Annotated in this window: 16 protein-coding genes and 1 pseudogene; 10 read left to right on the forward strand and 7 right to left on the reverse strand. The window is 62.3% G+C overall.

The features are described 5' to 3' along the window. The first annotated feature begins 269 nt into the window (after positions 1–269). Both NDJ82_RS27205 and tadA read left to right on the forward strand, forming a co-directional pair. Positions 270–1,652, forward strand: a complete 1,383-nt coding sequence (locus tag NDJ82_RS27205; RefSeq protein ID WP_250926651.1) for a multicopper oxidase family protein — start codon at positions 270–272, stop codon at positions 1,650–1,652. Then, the gene (tadA, locus tag NDJ82_RS27210; protein ID WP_250926652.1) at positions 1,652–2,149 is read left to right on the forward strand and encodes a tRNA adenosine(34) deaminase TadA; all 498 of its coding nucleotides are present in this window, start codon (positions 1,652–1,654) and stop codon (positions 2,147–2,149) included. The genes NDJ82_RS27205 and tadA overlap by 1 nt, the downstream gene beginning before the upstream one ends. Before the next feature lie 79 nt (positions 2,150–2,228). Here tadA and cmoB read toward each other — a convergent pair whose 3' ends face one another. The 6 genes from cmoB to NDJ82_RS27240 form a co-directional block, all read right to left on the reverse strand. Continuing rightward, positions 2,229–3,185, reverse strand: coding sequence for a tRNA 5-methoxyuridine(34)/uridine 5-oxyacetic acid(34) synthase CmoB (cmoB, locus tag NDJ82_RS27215; protein ID WP_191958211.1), 957 nt, complete (start codon positions 3,183–3,185; stop codon positions 2,229–2,231). Next, positions 3,182–3,925, reverse strand: a complete 744-nt coding sequence (cmoA, locus tag NDJ82_RS27220) for a carboxy-S-adenosyl-L-methionine synthase CmoA (protein ID WP_099585010.1) — start codon at positions 3,923–3,925, stop codon at positions 3,182–3,184. The genes cmoB and cmoA overlap by 4 nt, the downstream gene beginning before the upstream one ends. A gap of 36 nt (positions 3,926–3,961) precedes the next feature. Further along, a complete protein-coding gene (locus tag NDJ82_RS27225; protein ID WP_099585011.1) occupies positions 3,962–4,618 on the reverse strand; it encodes a lysoplasmalogenase in 657 nt (218 codons plus the stop codon). A gap of 1 nt (position 4,619) precedes the next feature. Continuing rightward, positions 4,620–5,009 carry a protease inhibitor I42 family protein gene (locus NDJ82_RS27230; RefSeq protein WP_099585012.1) on the reverse strand — a complete coding sequence of 130 codons (390 nt, stop codon included), beginning with the start codon at positions 5,007–5,009 and terminating at the stop codon, positions 4,620–4,622. A 256-nt stretch (positions 5,010–5,265) separates the two neighbouring features. Continuing rightward, on the reverse strand, positions 5,266–7,686 hold the full coding sequence (gene lon / locus NDJ82_RS27235; RefSeq protein WP_250926653.1) for an endopeptidase La: 2,421 nt from the start codon (positions 7,684–7,686) through the stop codon (positions 5,266–5,268). Positions 7,687–7,810: 124 nt separating this feature from the next. Next, positions 7,811–8,800: a GntR family transcriptional regulator gene (locus NDJ82_RS27240; protein WP_099585014.1), complete on the reverse strand. Its 990-nt coding sequence runs from the start codon at positions 8,798–8,800 to the stop codon at positions 7,811–7,813. 336 nt (positions 8,801–9,136) lie between these two features. On the opposite strand from NDJ82_RS27240, the gene NDJ82_RS27245 reads away from it, so the two are divergent. The 8 genes from NDJ82_RS27245 (at position 9,137) to NDJ82_RS27280 (ending at position 16,783) form a co-directional block, all read left to right on the forward strand. Next, positions 9,137–10,459, forward strand: coding sequence for an amidase (locus NDJ82_RS27245; protein ID WP_250926654.1), 1,323 nt, complete (start codon positions 9,137–9,139; stop codon positions 10,457–10,459). 11 nt (positions 10,460–10,470) lie between these two features. After that, a complete protein-coding gene (locus NDJ82_RS27250; RefSeq protein WP_003234086.1) occupies positions 10,471–11,349 on the forward strand; it encodes a polysaccharide deacetylase family protein in 879 nt (292 codons plus the stop codon). 38 nt (positions 11,350–11,387) lie between these two features. Continuing rightward, positions 11,388–12,728 (forward strand): MFS transporter, encoded by a 1,341-nt coding sequence (locus NDJ82_RS27255; RefSeq protein ID WP_099585016.1) that lies wholly within the window; start codon positions 11,388–11,390, stop codon positions 12,726–12,728. 10 nt (positions 12,729–12,738) lie between these two features. Beyond that, the gene (locus NDJ82_RS27260; RefSeq protein ID WP_099585017.1) at positions 12,739–13,500 is read left to right on the forward strand and encodes an SDR family NAD(P)-dependent oxidoreductase; all 762 of its coding nucleotides are present in this window, start codon (positions 12,739–12,741) and stop codon (positions 13,498–13,500) included. Between the two features lie 77 nt (positions 13,501–13,577). Continuing rightward, on the forward strand, positions 13,578–14,327 hold the full coding sequence (locus NDJ82_RS27265; protein WP_158878094.1) for an SDR family NAD(P)-dependent oxidoreductase: 750 nt from the start codon (positions 13,578–13,580) through the stop codon (positions 14,325–14,327). Between the two features lie 13 nt (positions 14,328–14,340). Continuing rightward, positions 14,341–14,640: a hypothetical protein gene (locus NDJ82_RS27270; protein WP_250926655.1), complete on the forward strand. Its 300-nt coding sequence runs from the start codon at positions 14,341–14,343 to the stop codon at positions 14,638–14,640. Next, positions 14,637–15,611, forward strand: a complete 975-nt coding sequence (locus tag NDJ82_RS27275) for a CobW family GTP-binding protein (RefSeq protein WP_099585020.1) — start codon at positions 14,637–14,639, stop codon at positions 15,609–15,611. The genes NDJ82_RS27270 and NDJ82_RS27275 overlap by 4 nt, the downstream gene beginning before the upstream one ends. Next, the gene (locus tag NDJ82_RS27280; protein WP_250926656.1) at positions 15,608–16,783 is read left to right on the forward strand and encodes an ABC transporter substrate-binding protein; all 1,176 of its coding nucleotides are present in this window, start codon (positions 15,608–15,610) and stop codon (positions 16,781–16,783) included. Before NDJ82_RS27275 ends, NDJ82_RS27280 begins: the two co-directional genes overlap by 4 nt. 332 nt (positions 16,784–17,115) lie before the next feature. Here NDJ82_RS27280 and NDJ82_RS27285 read toward each other — a convergent pair. Beyond that, positions 17,116–17,406 (reverse strand): annotated as a pseudogene (locus tag NDJ82_RS27285) (hypothetical protein); the annotation flags it as partial.

A 17,406-nucleotide genomic window follows, 5' to 3' on the forward strand; every position in this document is an offset into this window, starting at 1 on the left:
TCCAACACCATGCTGGCGGCCTTGAGCTTGAACTCACTCGAATAAGATTTACGCATATCCAAACACCTCAAATTTGGGCGCTATCATAGCGCCCGAATGAAGTGTCCAAAATCATTAGGCCAGTTCAAGCCCCCTCCCACATTTTTGATCTTCATCGCAGTCCACAATTCAGCTGTGCGGCAATGCGAAGCCTTACTGTTTAGCCGATGCAGGTGTATCGTATCTGCCCTTTGCAGGCCGTGCGCCTGCGGCAGATACGTGAGGTTGTTGTGTCCCGATCCTTTTCCCGTCGACAAATCCTGGGTGGTCTTGCAGGCCTGGCCGTAGTGGGCGTCGGTGCCGGTGGCGCCTACCGCTACTGGCTGGGGAAAGTCGCCGAATCCGAAGCGGGTCACGATTACGAGCTGATTGCCGCACCGTTGGACGTGGAACTGGTGCCAGGCCACAAGACCCAAGCCTGGGCGTTCGGCCCCTCGGCACCGGGTATCGAGTTGCGTGTGCGCCAAGGCGAATGGCTGCGGGTGCGCTTTATCAACCACCTGCCGGTCGCCACCACCATTCACTGGCATGGCATCCGCCTGCCGCTGGAAATGGACGGCGTGCCCTACGTCTCGCAATTGCCGGTACTGCCCGGCGAGTACTTCGACTACAAATTCCGCGTGCCCGACGCCGGCAGCTACTGGTATCACCCCCATGTGAACAGCAGCGAAGAACTCGGCCGTGGCCTGGTCGGCCCGCTGATCATCGAAGAACGCGAACCCACCGGTTTCAAGCACGAACGCACCCTCAGCCTGAAAAGCTGGCACGTCGATGAAGAGGGCGCCTTTGTCGCCTTCAGCATCCCCCGCGAAGCGGCACGTGGCGGTACGGCTGGGCGGCTGTCGACCATCAACGGTGTGTCCCAGGCAGTGATCGACTTGCCCGCCGGGCAGATCACTCGCGTGCGCCTGCTCAATCTCGACAACACCCTGACTTACCGCATCAACATTCCCGACGTCGAAGCGCAGATCTACGCGCTGGACGGCAATCCCATCGAACCGCGCGCGCTGGGCAAGGAATACTGGCTGGGCCCGGGCATGCGCATCTGCCTGGCGATCAAGGCACCGCCTGCGGGTGAAGAATTGTCGATCCGCAATGGACCGGTGCGCCTGGGCACCTTCCGCTCGGTAGCCAACACCGATGCGCCCACCGAATGGCCGCCCGCGCTGCCGGCGAACCCGGTCGCCGAGCCGGACCTGGCCAATGCGGAAAAACTCAACTTCAATTTCGAGTGGGTCGGCTCGGTGTCGGTCAACGTCGAAAACGGCAAGCCGCCCAGCCTGTGGCAGATCAACGGCCAAGCCTGGGACATCACCGACAAGACCTGCGCCGACCGCCCGATAGCCAAGCTGGAGAAGGGCAAAAGCTACATTTTCGAATTGAAGAACATGACCCAGTACCAGCACCCGATCCACCTGCACGGCATGAGCTTCAAGGTGATCGCCTCGAACCGCCACAAGGTGATCCCGTATTTCACCGACACCTACCTGCTGGGCAAGAACGAGCGCGCCCGCGTGGCATTGGTGGCGGATAACCCGGGGGTGTGGATGTTCCACTGCCACGTGATCGACCACATGGAAACCGGCCTGATGGCCGCCATCGAGGTGGCGTGATGCGCCAGATTCGCCCCACGGCGATCGTCGACCGCAGCCGCGACCAGGACTTTATGCGCGAAGCCCTGGCCCTCGCCGCCCAAGGCGCGGCACTGGGCGAAGTGCCGGTGGGCGCGGTGCTGGTGCAGGACGGCGAAATCATCGGCCGTGGTTTCAACTGCCCCATCAGCGGCAACGACCCTAGCGCTCATGCCGAAATGGTCGCCATCCGCGCCGCTGCCCAGGCCATCAGCAACTATCGGCTGGTGGGCAGTACGCTGTATGTGACGTTGGAACCGTGCAGCATGTGCGCGGGGTTGATCGTGCATTCCCGGGTGGCGCGGGTGGTGTATGGCGCGCTGGAGCCCAAGGCGGGGATTGTGCAGAGCCAGGGGCAGTTTTTTACCCAGGGCTTTTTGAATCATCGGGTGTTGTTTGAAGGTGGTGTGCTGGCCGAGGAGTGCGGCACAGTCTTGAGCGAATTCTTCAAGGCCCGCCGAGCCAAGCCGCCAATCTAAAGAGCACGGATGAGCAAATGCGGGAGGTGGCAAGCCCCCTCCCACATTTTGATTTCCACTTTTTCAGAGAGATTGGGGATTATTTCCTGGCGATGATCACCGCCCGCATCGGCGCCGGCATTCCTTCAATGGTCTTGCTGTGATCCTCAGGGTCGAGGAAGTCACTCAGCGACTGATACTTCATCCACTCCGTACCACGCTGCTCCTCAACTGTGGTCACGCTCACATCCACACAACGCACATCACTGAAACCGGCGCGGCGTAGCCACAACATCAGTGCCGGCACCGACGGCAGGAACCACACGTTGCGCATCTGCGCGTAGCGATCTTCCGGCACCAGCACCTGCTGCTGATCGCCTTCCACCACCAAGGTCTCCAGTACCAGCTCGCCGCCCTTGACCAGTGTGTCCTTCAACGCCAGCAAATGCTCGATGGGCGAGCGGCGGTGATAGAACACGCCCATGGAAAACACCGTGTCGAAGCCTTCCAGGTTCGCCGGCAAATCCTCAAACGGGAATGGCAGGTGCCAGGCCTTGGGTTCGGACAGGTAGCGCTGTACCGCCTGGAACTGGCAGAAGAACAACCAGTTCGGGTCCACGCCAATTACGCTGTCGGCACCGGCACCGAGCATGCGCCACATGTAGTAACCATTGCCGCAGCCCACATCGAGGATGCGTTTGCCCTTGAGGTCCAGGTGCGGCGCGACCCGCGACCACTTCCAGTCCGAACGCCACTCGGTGTCCACATGCACGCCGAACAGGTGAAATGGCCCCTTGCGCCACGGGCACAGGCCTAACAATGCGGTGCGCATTTGCGCACGGGTTTCGTCGTCGCAGTCGGTGTCCAGCACCAAATCGTTCAGCAAGTCGACGTTGCTGGGCATGATCTTCGGCAGCGCATCCAACGCACTCTGCCAGCGCTCCAGGTCGCCATGACCTTTTTCCATTTTGCTGTCGAGCTGCGCTTGCAGCCCTTGGGCCCATACGGCCAGGGGAGTACCGACCAAATGGCGGGCTAGGGGGGACAGATCAATCATGGCAGGGCAATCAACGAGGCAAAGTTAAGACACTGGAACCACGGCACGACTTTCGAGAACCCGGCCGCCAGCAGGCGCTCACGGTGTTCTTCGAGGCTGTCGGGCTTCATGACGTTTTCGATGGCGCTGCGCTTCTGGGCGATTTCCAGTTCGCTGTAGCCGTTGGCGCGTTTGAACGCGACATGCAGATCGGTGAGCAGCGCATGTTCTTCAAGGTCATTGAAACGCAGCTTTTCCGAGAGGATCAATGCACCGCCGGGCAGCAGCGACTGACGAATACGCGACAACAAGGCCAGGCGCTCGTCGGGCGCGATAAATTGCAGGGTGAAATTCAGCGCCACCACCGAGGCCGGTTGGAACTGCAACGCGAGGATGTCGCCGTCGATCACCTCGACCGGCAGCAGCTCCTGGAACATCGAGTCCTGGCCATTGAGGTATTCGCGGCAGCGCTCGACCATCGCGGCCGAGTTATCCACAGCGATCACCCGGCAACCCTCGGTGCGCACATGGCGACGCAGGGCTTGGGTCACGGCACCCAGGGAAGAGCCCAGGTCATACAGCACGCTACCCGGTTGGGCAAATTGCGCGGCCAGCACGCCGAGGTTTTCGACGATAGTGGGGTAACCCGGCACCGAGCGCTTGATCATGTCCGGGAACACCCGCACCACATCCTCGTTAAACGCGAAGTCCGGCACCTGGGGCAGGGGCTGGGCGAATAGGCGATCGGGTTCTTTGCTCACGGCTGTTCCGGCGACGATGGGGGAAAGGCCGGCATTTTAGCCAAGTTGGCCCTCGTGTGCGCGGGTTGTCTGATGGAATGCTGATGCGGTGATCCCCCACTGGCCAAGCCAATAAGTAGCGATCAACAAATACGGCGCCGCCTCGAATGCCACCACGAAGCGATTGATACCGATCAGTGCGTCGGAAAACACAAACGACACCGCGCCCGCCGCCGCCAACACTGCCGAGCGTTTCGGCACGTCGCTGCCCAATCGTGCCAGCGCACGCCAGAGCATGGCGCTGATCACCAAGGCGTAAACCACCACGGGTATCAGCAAGTCGCCGAGCCCATGGGAAATCAGGATGCTCAGCAGAATCGCGCCCACGCCCAGTGCGAGAGCCAATGGCAACAACGCCAAACGACGGCAATCGCTGAAGTAGGCTTTGAGGTACGCGAGGTGAGCAAACAGAAACGCGCCGAGACCAAAGATAAACAGGTCGCCCGGCCAGGCCAGCAACACATCGCCGACCAGGGAAAAAATCAGCCCCAGGCTGATCCAGCGTCGATAGTCGGTGGGCGGTGCGTCATGCAGCCAACCCAACAACGCCAATACCGGCAGCGGCTTGACCAGCAGACACAGCAACATCGCGTGGGTGCTCAAGCCGTAGATAAACGTGGCCGCGCCCATCAACGCAAGAATCAGCCAGGGCATATCAGTTCACCGTAATGGCGCAGTCGAAAGTCTCGGCCGGCTCGGCTTCCGGCTCCCAAGGTTGTTGGGAGGTCAGGCGCAAACGGCCCTGGCCGGCAGTAAACGCCTGGAAGCGCCAGGTGGATTGGCCGCCACCGCCGATCACACCGGACTCTGAGCTGCTGTATACCTCCGGGCTCAGCGCTCGCAGCACACCGCCGGCGGAATCCTGGATGGCCCAGCGGTAGCCGGTGGTGGGGTTACTGGGCAGGGTGAGGATCAGGTTTTGCCCGGTTTTAAGCTGGAGCGGGCAGGCGCTCTGGTTGTCCACGCTGACGTTTTGCTTGGGGGCACTGGCGCATCCGGCCAGCAGGGCAAGGCTCAAGGGGAGAAACAGGCGGGCAGCGGTCATGAAGGCTCCGTTAATACACGACGAAGGGGGAGCATAACCGAAGATGAGACAAGGTGTGACAGGAGGGAAATGGCAGAAGTGAGTGTGAGCTTGCTTGTTGTGGTGAGCGGGCTTGCTGCGCTGGGCTGCGCAGCGGGCCCAAAACCGAACGCCACGTTTTGTCTGACAGCGCGCAGCGTTTTTCAGGGGCGGCTTCGCCACCCAGCGCGGGGCAAGCCCGCTCACCACAGAGGCCTTCACAGACGCTAGAAGTTTGTCAGAACAGCACCTTCGCCACATCCGCAAAGCGCTTGGCAAAGTGCACCGTCATGCCTTCCTTCAGATAGTCCGGCAATTCTTCAAAACTGCCACGGTTGGGCTCCGGCAGAATCAGCTCGTGAATCTTCTGGCGCCGCGCCGCGATCACCTTCTCGCGCACCCCGCCGATCGGCAGCACATGCCCGGTCAACGTCAGTTCGCCCGTCATGGCCACGCCTTTTTTCGGCGCTTGATTGCGCGCCAGGGATAACAGCGCACTGGCCATGGTCACCCCGGCACTCGGGCCGTCCTTCGGCGTAGCGCCTTCCGGTACGTGCAAGTGCACGAAGGCTTCGTCGAAGAACTTCGGGTCACCGCCAAACGACTTCAGGTTGGAGCTGATGTAGCTGTAGGCGATTTCGGCGGATTCTTTCATCACCTCACCCAACTGCCCGGTGAGCTTGAAGCCGCGATTGAGCGTGTGGATACGTGTCGCCTCGATTGGCAACGTCGCGCCGCCCATGCTGGTCCAGGCCAGGCCGGTGATCACACCGGTGCCGGACAGCACTTGTTCGTTGCGGAACACCGGCATGCCGAGGGAGCTTTCCAGGTCTTTGTTGCCGATCTTGATCACCGACTTCGGCTCATCCAGCAGCTTGACCACCGCCTTGCGCACCAGCTTGCCCAGTTGTTTCTCCAACTGGCGCACCCCGGCTTCACGGGCGTAACCGTCAATCAATGCGCGCAGGGCGCCGTCGCTGATGCTCAGGCTGTTTTTCGAGACCCCGGCTTTTTCCAGCTGTTTTGGCCACAGGTGGCGTTTGGCGATGGCGACTTTTTCTTCGGTGATGTAACCCGACAGGCGAATCACTTCCATACGGTCCAGCAACGGGCCGGGAATCGAGTCCAGGGTGTTGGCGGTGCACACGAACAGCACTTTGGACAGGTCCAGGCGCAGGTCCAGGTAGTGATCGAGGAATTCGACGTTCTGCTCCGGATCGAGGGTTTCCAGCAGTGCCGAAGCCGGGTCGCCCTGGAAGCTCTGACCCATCTTGTCGATCTCGTCGAGCATGATCACCGGGTTCATCACCTCCACATCTTTAAGCGCCTGCACCAGCTTGCCCGGCAGGGCGCCGATGTACGTGCGCCGATGACCCTTGATCTCGGCCTCGTCGCGCATGCCGCCGACGCTGAAGCGATAGAACGGCCGGCCCAGGGACTCGGCGATGGATTTACCCACGCTGGTCTTGCCCACGCCCGGCGGGCCGACCAGCAGCACGATGGAACCGGCGACTTCACCTTTATAAGCGCCCACCGCGAGGAATTCGAGAATGCGGCTCTTGATGTCATCCAGGCCGGCATGGTGCTTGTCCAGCACCTTGCGCGCGTGTTTCAGGTCAAGTTTGTCCTCGCCATACACGCCCCATGGCACCGAGGTGGCCCAGTCCAGGTAATTGCGCGTCACGGCGTATTCCGGCGAGCCGGTTTCCAGGATCGACAGTTTGTTCAGTTCTTCATCGATGCGTTTTTTCGCCTGGGCCGGCAACACCTTGCCTTCCAGGCGCTGCTCGAACTGCTCCACGTCGGCGCTGCGGTCGTCCTTGGTCAGGCCCAGCTCTTGCTGGATAACCTTGAGCTGTTCCTTGAGGAAGAACTCGCGCTGGTGTTCGCCGATCTTGCGGTTCACCTCGGCGGAGAGTTCTTTTTGCAGGCGCGCCACTTCGACTTCCTTGCGCAGCATCGGCAAGACTTTTTCCATGCGCTTGAGCATCGGCACGCAATCCAGCACTTCCTGCAGCTCATTACCTGTCGCCGAGGTGAGGGCGGCGGCGAAGTCGGTGAGGGGCGACGGGTCGTTGGGGCTGAAACGGTTGAGGTAGTTCTTCAGCTCTTCGCTGTACAGCGGGTTGAGCGGCAGCAGTTCCTTGATCGCATTGATCAGCGCCATGCCGTAGGCCTTGACCTCGTCGGTCGGCTCGGTGGGCTGGTGCGGGTATTCGACCTCTACCAGGTACGGTGGGCGGTGGTGCTTGAGCCAGGTCTTGATGCGCACGCGGGTCAGGCCCTGGGCAACGAATTGCAGCTTGCCGTTCTCGCGGCTGGCGTGGTGCACCTTCACCAGGGTGCCGTACAGCGGCAGCGCGGAGGTGTCGAAGTGACGTGGGTCTTCCGGCGGCGTGTCCATGAAGAACAGGGCGAGGGAGTGGTGGTCGGATTTGCTCACCAGTTCCAGCGTCTCGGCCCACGGCTCTTCGTTGACGATCACCGGCAGCACTTGCGCCGGGAAGAAGGGCCGGTTGTGGATCGGGATGACATAGACCTTGTCCGGCAGGTTTTGCCCAGGCAGGGCCAGGCCGGTATTGGACGAAGGGGTTTCAGCGTTTTCTGGGTCGGCGTAATCGTTGAGGTCGTAATCAGGGAATTCTTGCTGGTCGCTCATGGGGCACCTGCATAAGGAAGTATGCAGGTTAGATGGGGCGGGCCAGCAGTGGTTTCAATGGTGGGAGTGAGATAGCAACATATTGCATAAATTATCTGCTGCCATGCGGTCGATGTGGGAGCATTCAGCTGATTTTGTGCAGGTAGGCGGGTAGGGGTTGCTCCGGCAATACCGATAACACCTTCAACCGCTGCAACATCCGCTGGCGTGCCCGTTGCAAATGTTCGCGCAGGTTCAACGCCGCCGCATCAAACGCGCCATGCAGCAACAGCTCCAGAATCAAGCGATGTTCAGCCAACATCGCCGGATCAGCGCCGATCCCCAGCAAACGGTAGAAAATCCGGCTGATGATCATCGGGCTCTGGCCCTGGCGAATCAGTGCGGCGATCTTGCGGTTCTGCATCCCGGCCAGGCAGCGCTGGTGCAAGTCTTCCTCGATCTGTTCGATGGCTTCCAGGCTGCACTCGGCGCTGTCCTGGGCATCCAGTACCCGCCGCAGCATCGCTTCAAGCATCTCGCGGTCGAGGTCCGGTGCGCTCTGGCGCAGGGCCTCGGGCTCCAGGCAGGCGCGCAATTCGTAATCTTCGGTGACTTCCCGTGCGGTCAAGGGCCCGGCCAGCCATTGGGAATAAGGCTCTTTTTCCACCAGGCCCCGGTCGCGCAGGCGCATCAGCGCTTCACGCACCACTGCGCGGCTGACCCCATAGTGGTCGGCGGCGGCTTGTTCATCCAGGCGGTAATGGCCGAACGCAATGCAGGTGGACAGCGCCGCGCCGATCTCCTCGACGATGCGCTCACCCAAGGGCCGGGTGTCCACCAGTTCAGCCTCGCCGTTCAGGCCCAGATGCGCATGGCTCAGCGGCAGGCGCAGCGGCTCCATGGCCAGCCCCTCGGGGTTGATCAGATAACCTCGGCCGGCGAAACGGCAGATCAAGCCTTCGGCATGCAGCAGGTCCAGGGCCTTGCGCACCGGCACGCGGCTGGTGCCGAACAATTCGGCCAACGGCGCTTCCAGTAAAACCAGGCCATGCCGAGCGGTGCCGTTGACGATCGCGTCGCGCAACACTTGGTGAATCATCGCGTAACGGGAGGCCGAGGCGGACACTGCTTTCATTACGTTCCCTGGGGCTTGTAGGACGGTGGCCGGGGATTCTCTCATAAGTTGCACCTGTCACTCTGTGCTACGTCGCTGGCACTTTTTTGGGGCCTGAAAGTGACGGCTGTTACTTTTCTGCACCAAAATGTACTTATTAATAAAAGATACATTATTTCATTGAGGGCGACTCACGAACGCAACGCAAGACTTTTTTGCCCTTATCCAAACCATCTATCCCGCAGTTATGGACGGAAAACCGCAATCAGCTACACGAGGCAAAATAGAGACTGGCACGAAAGCTGCCTTTGTAAAATGTACATTTTATGAATATGTACGTTTTATGAGGTTTTCCTGATGTCAGACGCCACGTCAATGGCCGAGGATTTCGCCAGCGGTCGCAGCGACCCGGTGCAAGCCCTCGAACAGGCACTCGATCAAGCGAGCGGCTCGGCCAGCGTTTTCATTTCCCTGACCGCCGAGCGCGCCCGCCGTGAAGCCGAAGCGTCCGCTGCCCGGTGGCGCGCCGGCCAACCCTTGAGCAGGTTCGACGGTGTGCCCGTGGCCTGGAAAGACCTGTTCGACGTGGCTGGCAGCGTCACCACCGCCGGCGCGGCTTACCGGCGCAACGCGCCTGCCGCCTTGCTCGATGCGCCGAGCGTGGGCCTGCTGTGCCGCGCCGGGATGGTCAGCGTCGGCAAGACCAACCTCAGCGAACTGGCGTATTCCGGCCTGGGCCTGAACCCGCATTTCGGCACGCCGCACAACCCTCATGGGGCGGACCAAGCGCGTATTCCCGGCGGCTCGTCCTCGGGTTCGGCCGTGGCCGTGGCCGCCGGGATTGTGCCGATTGCCATGGGCACCGACACCGCTGGCTCCATTCGCATCCCGGCCGCCCTCAACGGCCTGGTCGGCTATCGCAGCAGCAGTCGGCGCTACAGCCGTGACGGCGTGTTTCCCCTGGCCCACACCCTCGACAGCCTCGGCCCGCTGACCCGCAGCGTGCGTGATGCGCTGGCCATCGACGACCTGCTCCATGGCCGCGCCCAGACCCACAACGCCCGCAGCCTCAAGGGCCAGCGCTTTGTGTTGGCGCAGCAGGACGTCGAGCCTGCGGTGCGCAACAACCTGCTGCGCGCCGTGGCGCAACTTCAGGCCCAAGGCGCGCTGATCGAAGAACGTGAATGTCCGACCTTCCAGGCCACCCTGGACCTGATCAAACACCACGGCTGGCTCGGATCCTTCGAAGCCTTCGCCCTGCACCAGAGCCTGCTCGATAGCGCCGATGCCGAGCAACTCGACCCCCGTGTGCGCCGCCGCCTCGAAGCCGCGCGCACGTTGCCGGCCAGCCAACTTATCCACCTGACCGATGCGCGCCGAAGCCTGCAACAGCAACTGCTCGACGACCTCGACGGCGCGATCCTGATCACCCCCACCGTGGCCCATGTCGCGCCGCCACTGGCACCGCTGGAAGCCGACGATGACCTGTTCATCAGCACCAACCTCGCCACCCTGCGCCTGACCATGCCCGGCAGTTTGCTCGACATGCCAGGCGTCAGTTTGCCCAGCGGCCGCGACGCCCAGGGCCTGCCCACCGGGCTGCTGCTCAGCGCCCCGACGGGGGAGGACGCGCGGCTGTTGCGCGCGGCCTTGTCTGTCGAATCCGTACTCAACATTTAAGGAGACACATCATGGCTAAAGACATTCTCTGTGCATTCGGCGTCGACGTGGATGCCGTCGCCGGCTGGCTCGGTTCCTACGGCGGCGAAGACTCGCCGGACGACATCTCCCGTGGCCTGTTCGCCGGTGAAATCGGCGCGCCGCGCCTGCTCAAATTGTTCGAACGCTACGGCCTGCGCACCACCTGGTTTATTCCCGGCCATTCGATGGAAACCTTCCCCGAGCAGATGAAGGCGGTGGCCGATGCCGGTCACGAAATCGGCGTGCATGGCTACAGCCACGAAAATCCCATCGCGATGACGGCCGAGCAGGAAGAAATCGTCCTCGATAAATCCATCGAGCTGATCACCCAGGTCACCGGCAAGCGCCCGACCGGCTACGTCGCGCCGTGGTGGGAATTCAGCAAGGTCACCAACGAACTGCTGCTGAAAAAAGGCATCAAGTACGACCACAGCCTGATGCACAACGACTTCCATCCCTACTACGTGCGCAAGGGCGACAGCTGGACCAAGATCGACTACAGCCAGCACCCCGACACCTGGATGAAACCCTTGGTACGCGGCGAAGAAACCGACCTGGTGGAGATCCCGGCCAACTGGTACCTGGACGACCTGCCGCCGATGATGTTCATCAAGAAAGCCCCCAACAGCCACGGCTTCGTCAACCCGCGTCACCTGGAAGAAATGTGGCGCGACCAGTTCGACTGGGTCTACCGCGAACACGAACACGCGGTGTTCACCATGACCATTCACCCCGACGTGTCCGGCCGCCCGCAAGTGCTGTTGATGCTTGAGCGCCTGATCGAACACATCCAGAGCCATGCCGGCGTGCGCTTCGTCACCTTCGACGAAATCGCCGACGACTTTATCCGCCGCCAGCCGCGTACCTGATCCCAACCCAAGCAGCCCCCACCTCCCGAGGCGCGATTATGTCCATCTACAACAAGCTTGACCTGACTGGCTGGAAACCCCGGCAACTGACGTCCCAGGAAGTGCGCTTCGCCACCTGGATCGCGTTTTTTGCCTGGGTGTTTGCGGTGTATGACTTCATCCTGTTCGGCACGTTGTTGCCGGAGATCGGCCGACACTTTGGCTGGGGTGAAGTGGAGCAAGCTGAAATCGCGACCTGGGTGGCGGTGGGTACCGCCGTGGTTGCCCTGGCCATCGGCCCAATCGTGGATAAATTGGGCCGCCGTAAAGGGATTATTTTCACCGTGGCCGGCTCTGCGCTGTGCTCGGCGCTGACGGCCATTGGCGGCGCGTGGGGCAAGTCGCCGCTGATTCTGATCCGTTCGTTGGGTGGCCTGGGGTACGCCGAGGAAACCGTCAACGCCACCTATCTGACCGAACTGTATGGCGCCTCGGAAGACCCGCGCCTGACCAAACGCCGCGGTTTCATCTACAGCCTGGTGCAGGGCGGCTGGCCGGTCGGTGCGTTGATCGCCGCCGGTTTGACCGCGTTGCTGCTGCCGATCATCGGCTGGCAGGGCTGCTTCATTTTCGCCGCGATCCCTGCGGTAGTAATCGCGATCATGGCGCGCAAGCTCAAGGAGAGCCCACAGTTCCAGATCCACCAGCGCATCAGCGAGCTGCGTAAAAGCGGCGCGGTGAAAGAAGCGCAGAACGTCGCCGTGACCTACGGCGTGGATTACGACGAACACAGCAAGGCTGGCCTCAAAGCGGCGTTCCGTGGCCCGGCCCGTCGCGCCACGCTGGTGATCGGCGCGGCGCTGCTGCTCAACTGGGCAGCGATCCAGGTGTTCAGCGTGCTTGGCACGTCGGTGATCGTCAGCGTGCACCACATCTCGTTCGAGAACTCGTTGATCATCCTCGTGCTGTCGAACCTGGTGGGTTACTGCGGCTACCTCAGCCATGGCTGGATGGGCGACAAGATCGGCCGCCGCAACGTGATCGGCCTGGGCTGGATGCTCGGCGGGCTGTCGTTCGCCGGCATGCTGTTCGGCCCAAGCAACATGGCCATGGTGGTCGGGCTTTACAGCCTGGGCCTGTTCTTCCTGATCGGGCCGTACTCGGCGGCGCTGTTCTTTATCAGCGAAAGTTTCCCCACCAGCATCCGCGCCACCGGTGGCGCAATCATCCATGCCATGGGGCCGATTGGTGCAGTGGTCGCAGGCTTCGGTGCGACCCAAGTGTTGTCCGCCGGCAGCGACTGGCAGACCGCTGCGCTGTGGTTCGGCGCGTTGCCGTGCTTCCTGTCCGGCATGTTGATGTTTGCCGCCCGCCATGTGCGTCCGGAAACCGTTCAATAAGGAGCCATTGATGAGTCGTAAAGTTGCCTTGATTACCGGTGCCGCCAGCGGCATCGGCCAAGCCCTCGCCGTGGCCTATGCGCGCAGCGGCGTGGCAGTGGTGGGCGGGTATTACCCGGCCGACCCGCACGACCCGCAAGCCACTGTCGACCTGGTGGAACAGGCCGGTGGCGAATGCCTGATGTTGCCACTGGACGTGGGCGATACCGCTTCGGTGGACGCCCTGGCCGCACAGGCCGTGCAGCACTTCGGCCGGTTGGATTACGCGGTCGCCAACGCCGGCTTGCTGCGTCGCGCGCCGCTGCTGGAGATGACCGATGCGCTGTGGGACGAGATGCTCAACGTCGACCTGACGGGGGTGATGCGCACCTTCCGTGCGGCGACGCGGCACATGAAGGAAGGCGGCGCACTGGTGGCGATTTCCTCGATTGCCGGTGGCGTGTACGGCTGGCAGGAACACTCGCACTATGCCGCCGCCAAGGCCGGTGTGCCGGGCTTGTGCCGGTCGCTGGCGGTGGAATTGGCGGGCTTGGGCATTCGTTGCAATGCGGTGATCCCTGGGTTGATCGAGACGCCGCAGTCCCTGGACGCGAAAAACTCGCTGGGGCCGGAGGGCTTGGCGAAAGCAGCGCGGGCGATTCCGTTGGGGCGGGTAGGGCGGGCTGATGAGGTGGCGTCGCTGGTGCAGTTTTTGACCAGTGAGGCGTCGAGTTATCTGACCGGGCAGAGCATCGTCATCGACGGCGGCCTCACTGTGCGCTGGCCTGACTAACAGGTGTACTCGATCAAAATGTGGGAGGGGGCTTGCCCCCTCCCACATTGGAAGTGGATTTTTTCAGGAGTTTTTGCATGAACCAACTGACTAACCGCCGGGCCGTGATCACCGGCGCCGGCAGCGGCATCGGCGCTGCCATCGCCCGCGCCTACGCCGTTGAAGGCGCGCGTCTGTTATTGGCCGACCGCAACGCGGCCAGCCTCGCCGAAACCGCGATCACCTGCCGCAACCTCGGTGCCGAGGTCTTCGAATGCCTGGCTGATGTGGGCACCGTCGAAGGCGCCCAAGCCAGTGTCGACCGTTGCGTCGAACACTTCGGCGGCATCGACATTCTGGTCAACAACGCCGGCATGCTGACCCAGGCGCGTTGCGTCGATCTGTCCATCGAGATGTGGAACGACATGCTGCGCGTCGACCTCACCAGTGTGTTCGTCGCCAGCCAGCGCGCCTTGCCCCACATGGTCGCGCAGCGTTGGGGGCGGATCATCAATGTGGCCTCGCAACTGGGCATCAAGGGCGGCGCCGAACTGACTCACTACGCAGCCGCCAAGGCCGGCGTGATCGGCTTTACCAAGTCTCTGGCGCTGGAAGTGGCCAAGGACAATGTGCTGGTCAACGCCATTGCCCCCGGCCCGATTGAAACGCCTTTGGTGGGCGGTATCAGCGACGACTGGAAGCGCGCCAAGGCCGCTGAACTGCCCCTGGGCCGCTTCGGTTTGGCGGATGAAGTCGCGCCCACCGCCGTGCTGCTCGCCAGCGAGCCGGGCGGCAATCTGTTCGTCGGCCAGACCCTGGGCCCGAACTCCGGCGACGTCATGCCATGAGTGAGGTGTAGCCATGTGCGGACTCTGCGGATTGCTCGGCGAAGACCTGCACTGGAGCGACCCCCTGGGCGACGAATTGCCCCGACGCCGCGAGCGCCTGCGCCGTATTGCGGCGATCAACCAGGTGTTGGCGGTGTTCCGGCTCAAGGTCGAAGACTTCCAGGGCGCCTCCTATCTGCTGTTGGGCGCCACCGGTAAACAGGCATTGGCGAGCGGCCTGGATCAACTCTGGCAGGCGGCCGAAACCATGCTCGGCCGCCCGCTGGACCCCCTCGATGCACTGCTGTTGGATCACCTGGAGTCCGCCCCATGAGCATCGCCCTGAATGTCATCACCGGCTTCCTCGGCAGCGGCAAGACCACTTTGCTCAAGCGCCTGCTGCAGGGCGAAAGCCTTGGCGATACCGCACTGCTGATCAATGAATTCGGCGACGTCGGCATCGACCATCTGTTGGTCGAAGAAGTCGCGCCCGACACCGTGCTGCTGCCCAGCGGCTGCGTGTGCTGCTCGATCCGTGGCGAACTCAAGGACGCGCTGCTCGGCCTGTTGCAACGCCGTGAGCGTGGCGAAATACCTGCGTTCAAACGGGTGATCCTGGAAACCACCGGCCTGGCCGACCCGGCGCCGATCCTCGCCACCCTGAACAACGATGTGCAATTGCGTGGGCGTTTTCACATTGGCCTGGTGATCACCCTGGTCGACGCCAGCCACGCCGCCCTGCAAGAACGCCTGCACCCGGAGTGGCTGGCCCAGGTGGCGGCCGCGGACCGTTTGCTGCTGAGCAAGACGGACCTGGCGGGCGACTGCGAGCCACTGCGGGCGCACCTGCGGGCACTCAACGCCGGCACGCCGATCCTCAACACCCATGACATCCACAGCGGCGATCAACTGCTGCTCGGCGAGGGCCTGCGCAGCGCCGAGCCGACGGTGGAAGTCAGCCGCTGGCAACTGCATCAAACCACCAGCGCCACCCACGGCGCGGCGCAAGTGTGCAGCCTGACCTTCGACCAGCCGCTGGACTGGGTGGGTTTCGGGGTGTGGTTGTCGATGCTGTTAAGATGCCACGGCGAACGAATCCTTCGCGTCAAAGGACTGCTCAACGTGAACGCCAGCAACGCCCCCATCGTCATTCATGGCGTGCAGCACTGCCTGCATGCCCCGGTCCATCTGCCTGCGTGGCCGGGCACGGATCGGCAATCGCGCCTGGTGTTTATCCTGCGCGGCCTGGACCCGGCGCTGCTCCGGCGATCCTTTGAGGCGTTCTCGCGGCGGTTCGCCGGATGATCACCCTACGTGTCCTCGGCACCTCCGTGACCTTGCTCGAAACCTTGCGCGTTCGGGCTGAACAGGAACTGGGCATTCGGCTGATCTACCAGGTGCACGACGTCGAACAGGCCCAGCGCATTGCGGTGATGCAGCCCGACAGCTACGACCTGTACGACCAGTGGTTTCACAACGTCGACTTTGTGTGGCCGGCCCGTGCGATCCAGCCCATCGATACACGACGCATCGCGCTGTGGCATGAGATCAACGACCTGCCCAAGCGCGGGCGCCTGTGCTCCAGCGACCGCCTGGGCAGTGGCAGCGTGCCCAGCGAGCGTTTATTCGTGCAGCACGACGGCAGCCTCGGCAGCACCGTCACCGAACGCATCAGCATGCTGCCCCTGACCCACAATGCCGACAGTTTCGCCTACCGCCCCGAGCGTCTGCCCGAAGGCTTTTGCCACGGCAACGAGAGCTGGGGCTGGCTGCTGGACCCGGCCTGGCGCGCGCGCACGGCGCTGCAAAGTGACGCCGCCATCGGCGCCCTGGATGCCGCGCTGGCGGTGCAGGGCGCAGGGCTGGCCCGTTTTAACGACATCGGCAACATGAGCATCGAAGAGATCGACGTGTTGGCTGACATTCTAGTGCGCAAGCAGAAAGAGGGGCACTTCGCGGCGTTCTGGTCTGACGATGAAGAGGCGGCGCAATTGATGCTCAGCCCGAACGTTGATATCCAGAGCCTGTGGTCGCCGACCTTGATGCGCTTGCATCGCGCCGGGGTGAAATACCGTCTGGCCGTGCCCCGCGAAGGCTATCGCGCCTGGTTTGGCGGTTTGTCGCTGTCGCGCCATGCCCAAGGCCCGGTGCTGGATGCGGCCTATGCCTACCTCAACTGGTGGCTGTCCGGCTGGCCCGGCGCGGTTATGGCCCGCCAGGGTTACTACATCGGCAACCCGGCGCGCAGTCGCGACCACCTGAGCAGCGCTGAGTGGGATTATTGGTATGCCGGGAAGGCTGCTCGGGAAGAGTTGTTGGGGAGTGATGGGTTGCCGTTGATTGATGTGGGTGAGGTGCGGGACGGGGGGTCGTATGAGCAGCGGATGGGGCATATCGCTGTGTGGAATTCGGTGATGGATGAGCACAACTACCTGGTGCGCCGGTGGGGGGATTTCATGCGGGCGCGGTGTGTTTGATTGAGTGGGCTGGGTGATCGCTCGGATAAAAAATGTGGGAGGGGGGGGACCGGGTTTGTCGGGGTACATATCCGTTATTTGGGTAACGGCTGCCTATGGTTTCGCCCTTACGGCGGGTCACTTTTGGAAAGCCATCCATGGCGCAGGGCGGCTAAACTGGCATCCCTGCCGGTTTACCCCCCAAATCAATATCGGATTCCGGCCATCGTGGTTGACGGGGCGATTCCCGATCAAAAGCAAGAGCGCGGCGGCCTTAGAACCGACCGGTGTTGTGTCGGATGTACTGGGTTAAAAATGTGGGAGAGGGCTTGCCCTCGATAGCTGTGGATCAGTCACAGCTGCATCAGCTGACACTCCCCCATCGGGGGCAAGTCCCCTCCCACATTTTGATCTCCATATATCAGATAGATCTCAGCCTGCTTTTGATCTGCTTTTGATCTGGCTCTTACATCCTTTTCGCTGACGAAGTCAGCGGTCTTTTGATCTGCGCTTTTGATTTTGATCTTGATCTCAGGCGCCCCGTCAAACACGCTGGCCGAACGCAGGCTTGAATCCGTGGGTAACCCGGCAGGACGCCGGGTTAGCCGCGCTGGGCCAAGGATGGCCCATCGCGGCGGCCCACG

Source organism: Pseudomonas sp. SR18, from assembly GCF_023701505.1.
Lineage (GTDB): Bacteria > Pseudomonadota > Gammaproteobacteria > Pseudomonadales > Pseudomonadaceae > Aquipseudomonas > Aquipseudomonas cyclaminis.

Excerpts from the sequence above, each read along its gene's own strand:
- NDJ82_RS27255 (WP_099585016.1), top strand. The coding sequence starts at position 11,388 with ATGTCCATCTACAACAAGCTTGACCTGACTGGCTGGAAACCCCGGCAA.
- NDJ82_RS27265 (WP_158878094.1), top strand. The coding sequence starts at position 13,578 with ATGAACCAACTGACTAACCGCCGGGCCGTGATCACCGGCGCCGGCAGC.
- NDJ82_RS27230 (WP_099585012.1), bottom strand. The coding sequence starts at position 5,009 with ATGACCGCTGCCCGCCTGTTTCTCCCCTTGAGCCTTGCCCTGCTGGCC.
- tadA (WP_250926652.1), top strand. The coding sequence starts at position 1,652 with ATGCGCCAGATTCGCCCCACGGCGATCGTCGACCGCAGCCGCGACCAG.
- NDJ82_RS27275 (WP_099585020.1), top strand. The coding sequence starts at position 14,637 with ATGAGCATCGCCCTGAATGTCATCACCGGCTTCCTCGGCAGCGGCAAG.
- NDJ82_RS27225 (WP_099585011.1), bottom strand. The coding sequence starts at position 4,618 with ATGCCCTGGCTGATTCTTGCGTTGATGGGCGCGGCCACGTTTATCTAC.
- lon (WP_250926653.1), bottom strand. The coding sequence starts at position 7,686 with ATGAGCGACCAGCAAGAATTCCCTGATTACGACCTCAACGATTACGCC.
- cmoB (WP_191958211.1), bottom strand. The coding sequence starts at position 3,185 with ATGATTGATCTGTCCCCCCTAGCCCGCCATTTGGTCGGTACTCCCCTG.
- NDJ82_RS27260 (WP_099585017.1), top strand. The coding sequence starts at position 12,739 with ATGAGTCGTAAAGTTGCCTTGATTACCGGTGCCGCCAGCGGCATCGGC.
- NDJ82_RS27270 (WP_250926655.1), top strand. The coding sequence starts at position 14,341 with ATGTGCGGACTCTGCGGATTGCTCGGCGAAGACCTGCACTGGAGCGAC.
- NDJ82_RS27240 (WP_099585014.1), bottom strand. The coding sequence starts at position 8,800 with ATGAAAGCAGTGTCCGCCTCGGCCTCCCGTTACGCGATGATTCACCAA.
- NDJ82_RS27250 (WP_003234086.1), top strand. The coding sequence starts at position 10,471 with ATGGCTAAAGACATTCTCTGTGCATTCGGCGTCGACGTGGATGCCGTC.
- NDJ82_RS27245 (WP_250926654.1), top strand. The coding sequence starts at position 9,137 with ATGTCAGACGCCACGTCAATGGCCGAGGATTTCGCCAGCGGTCGCAGC.
- NDJ82_RS27280 (WP_250926656.1), top strand. The coding sequence starts at position 15,608 with ATGATCACCCTACGTGTCCTCGGCACCTCCGTGACCTTGCTCGAAACC.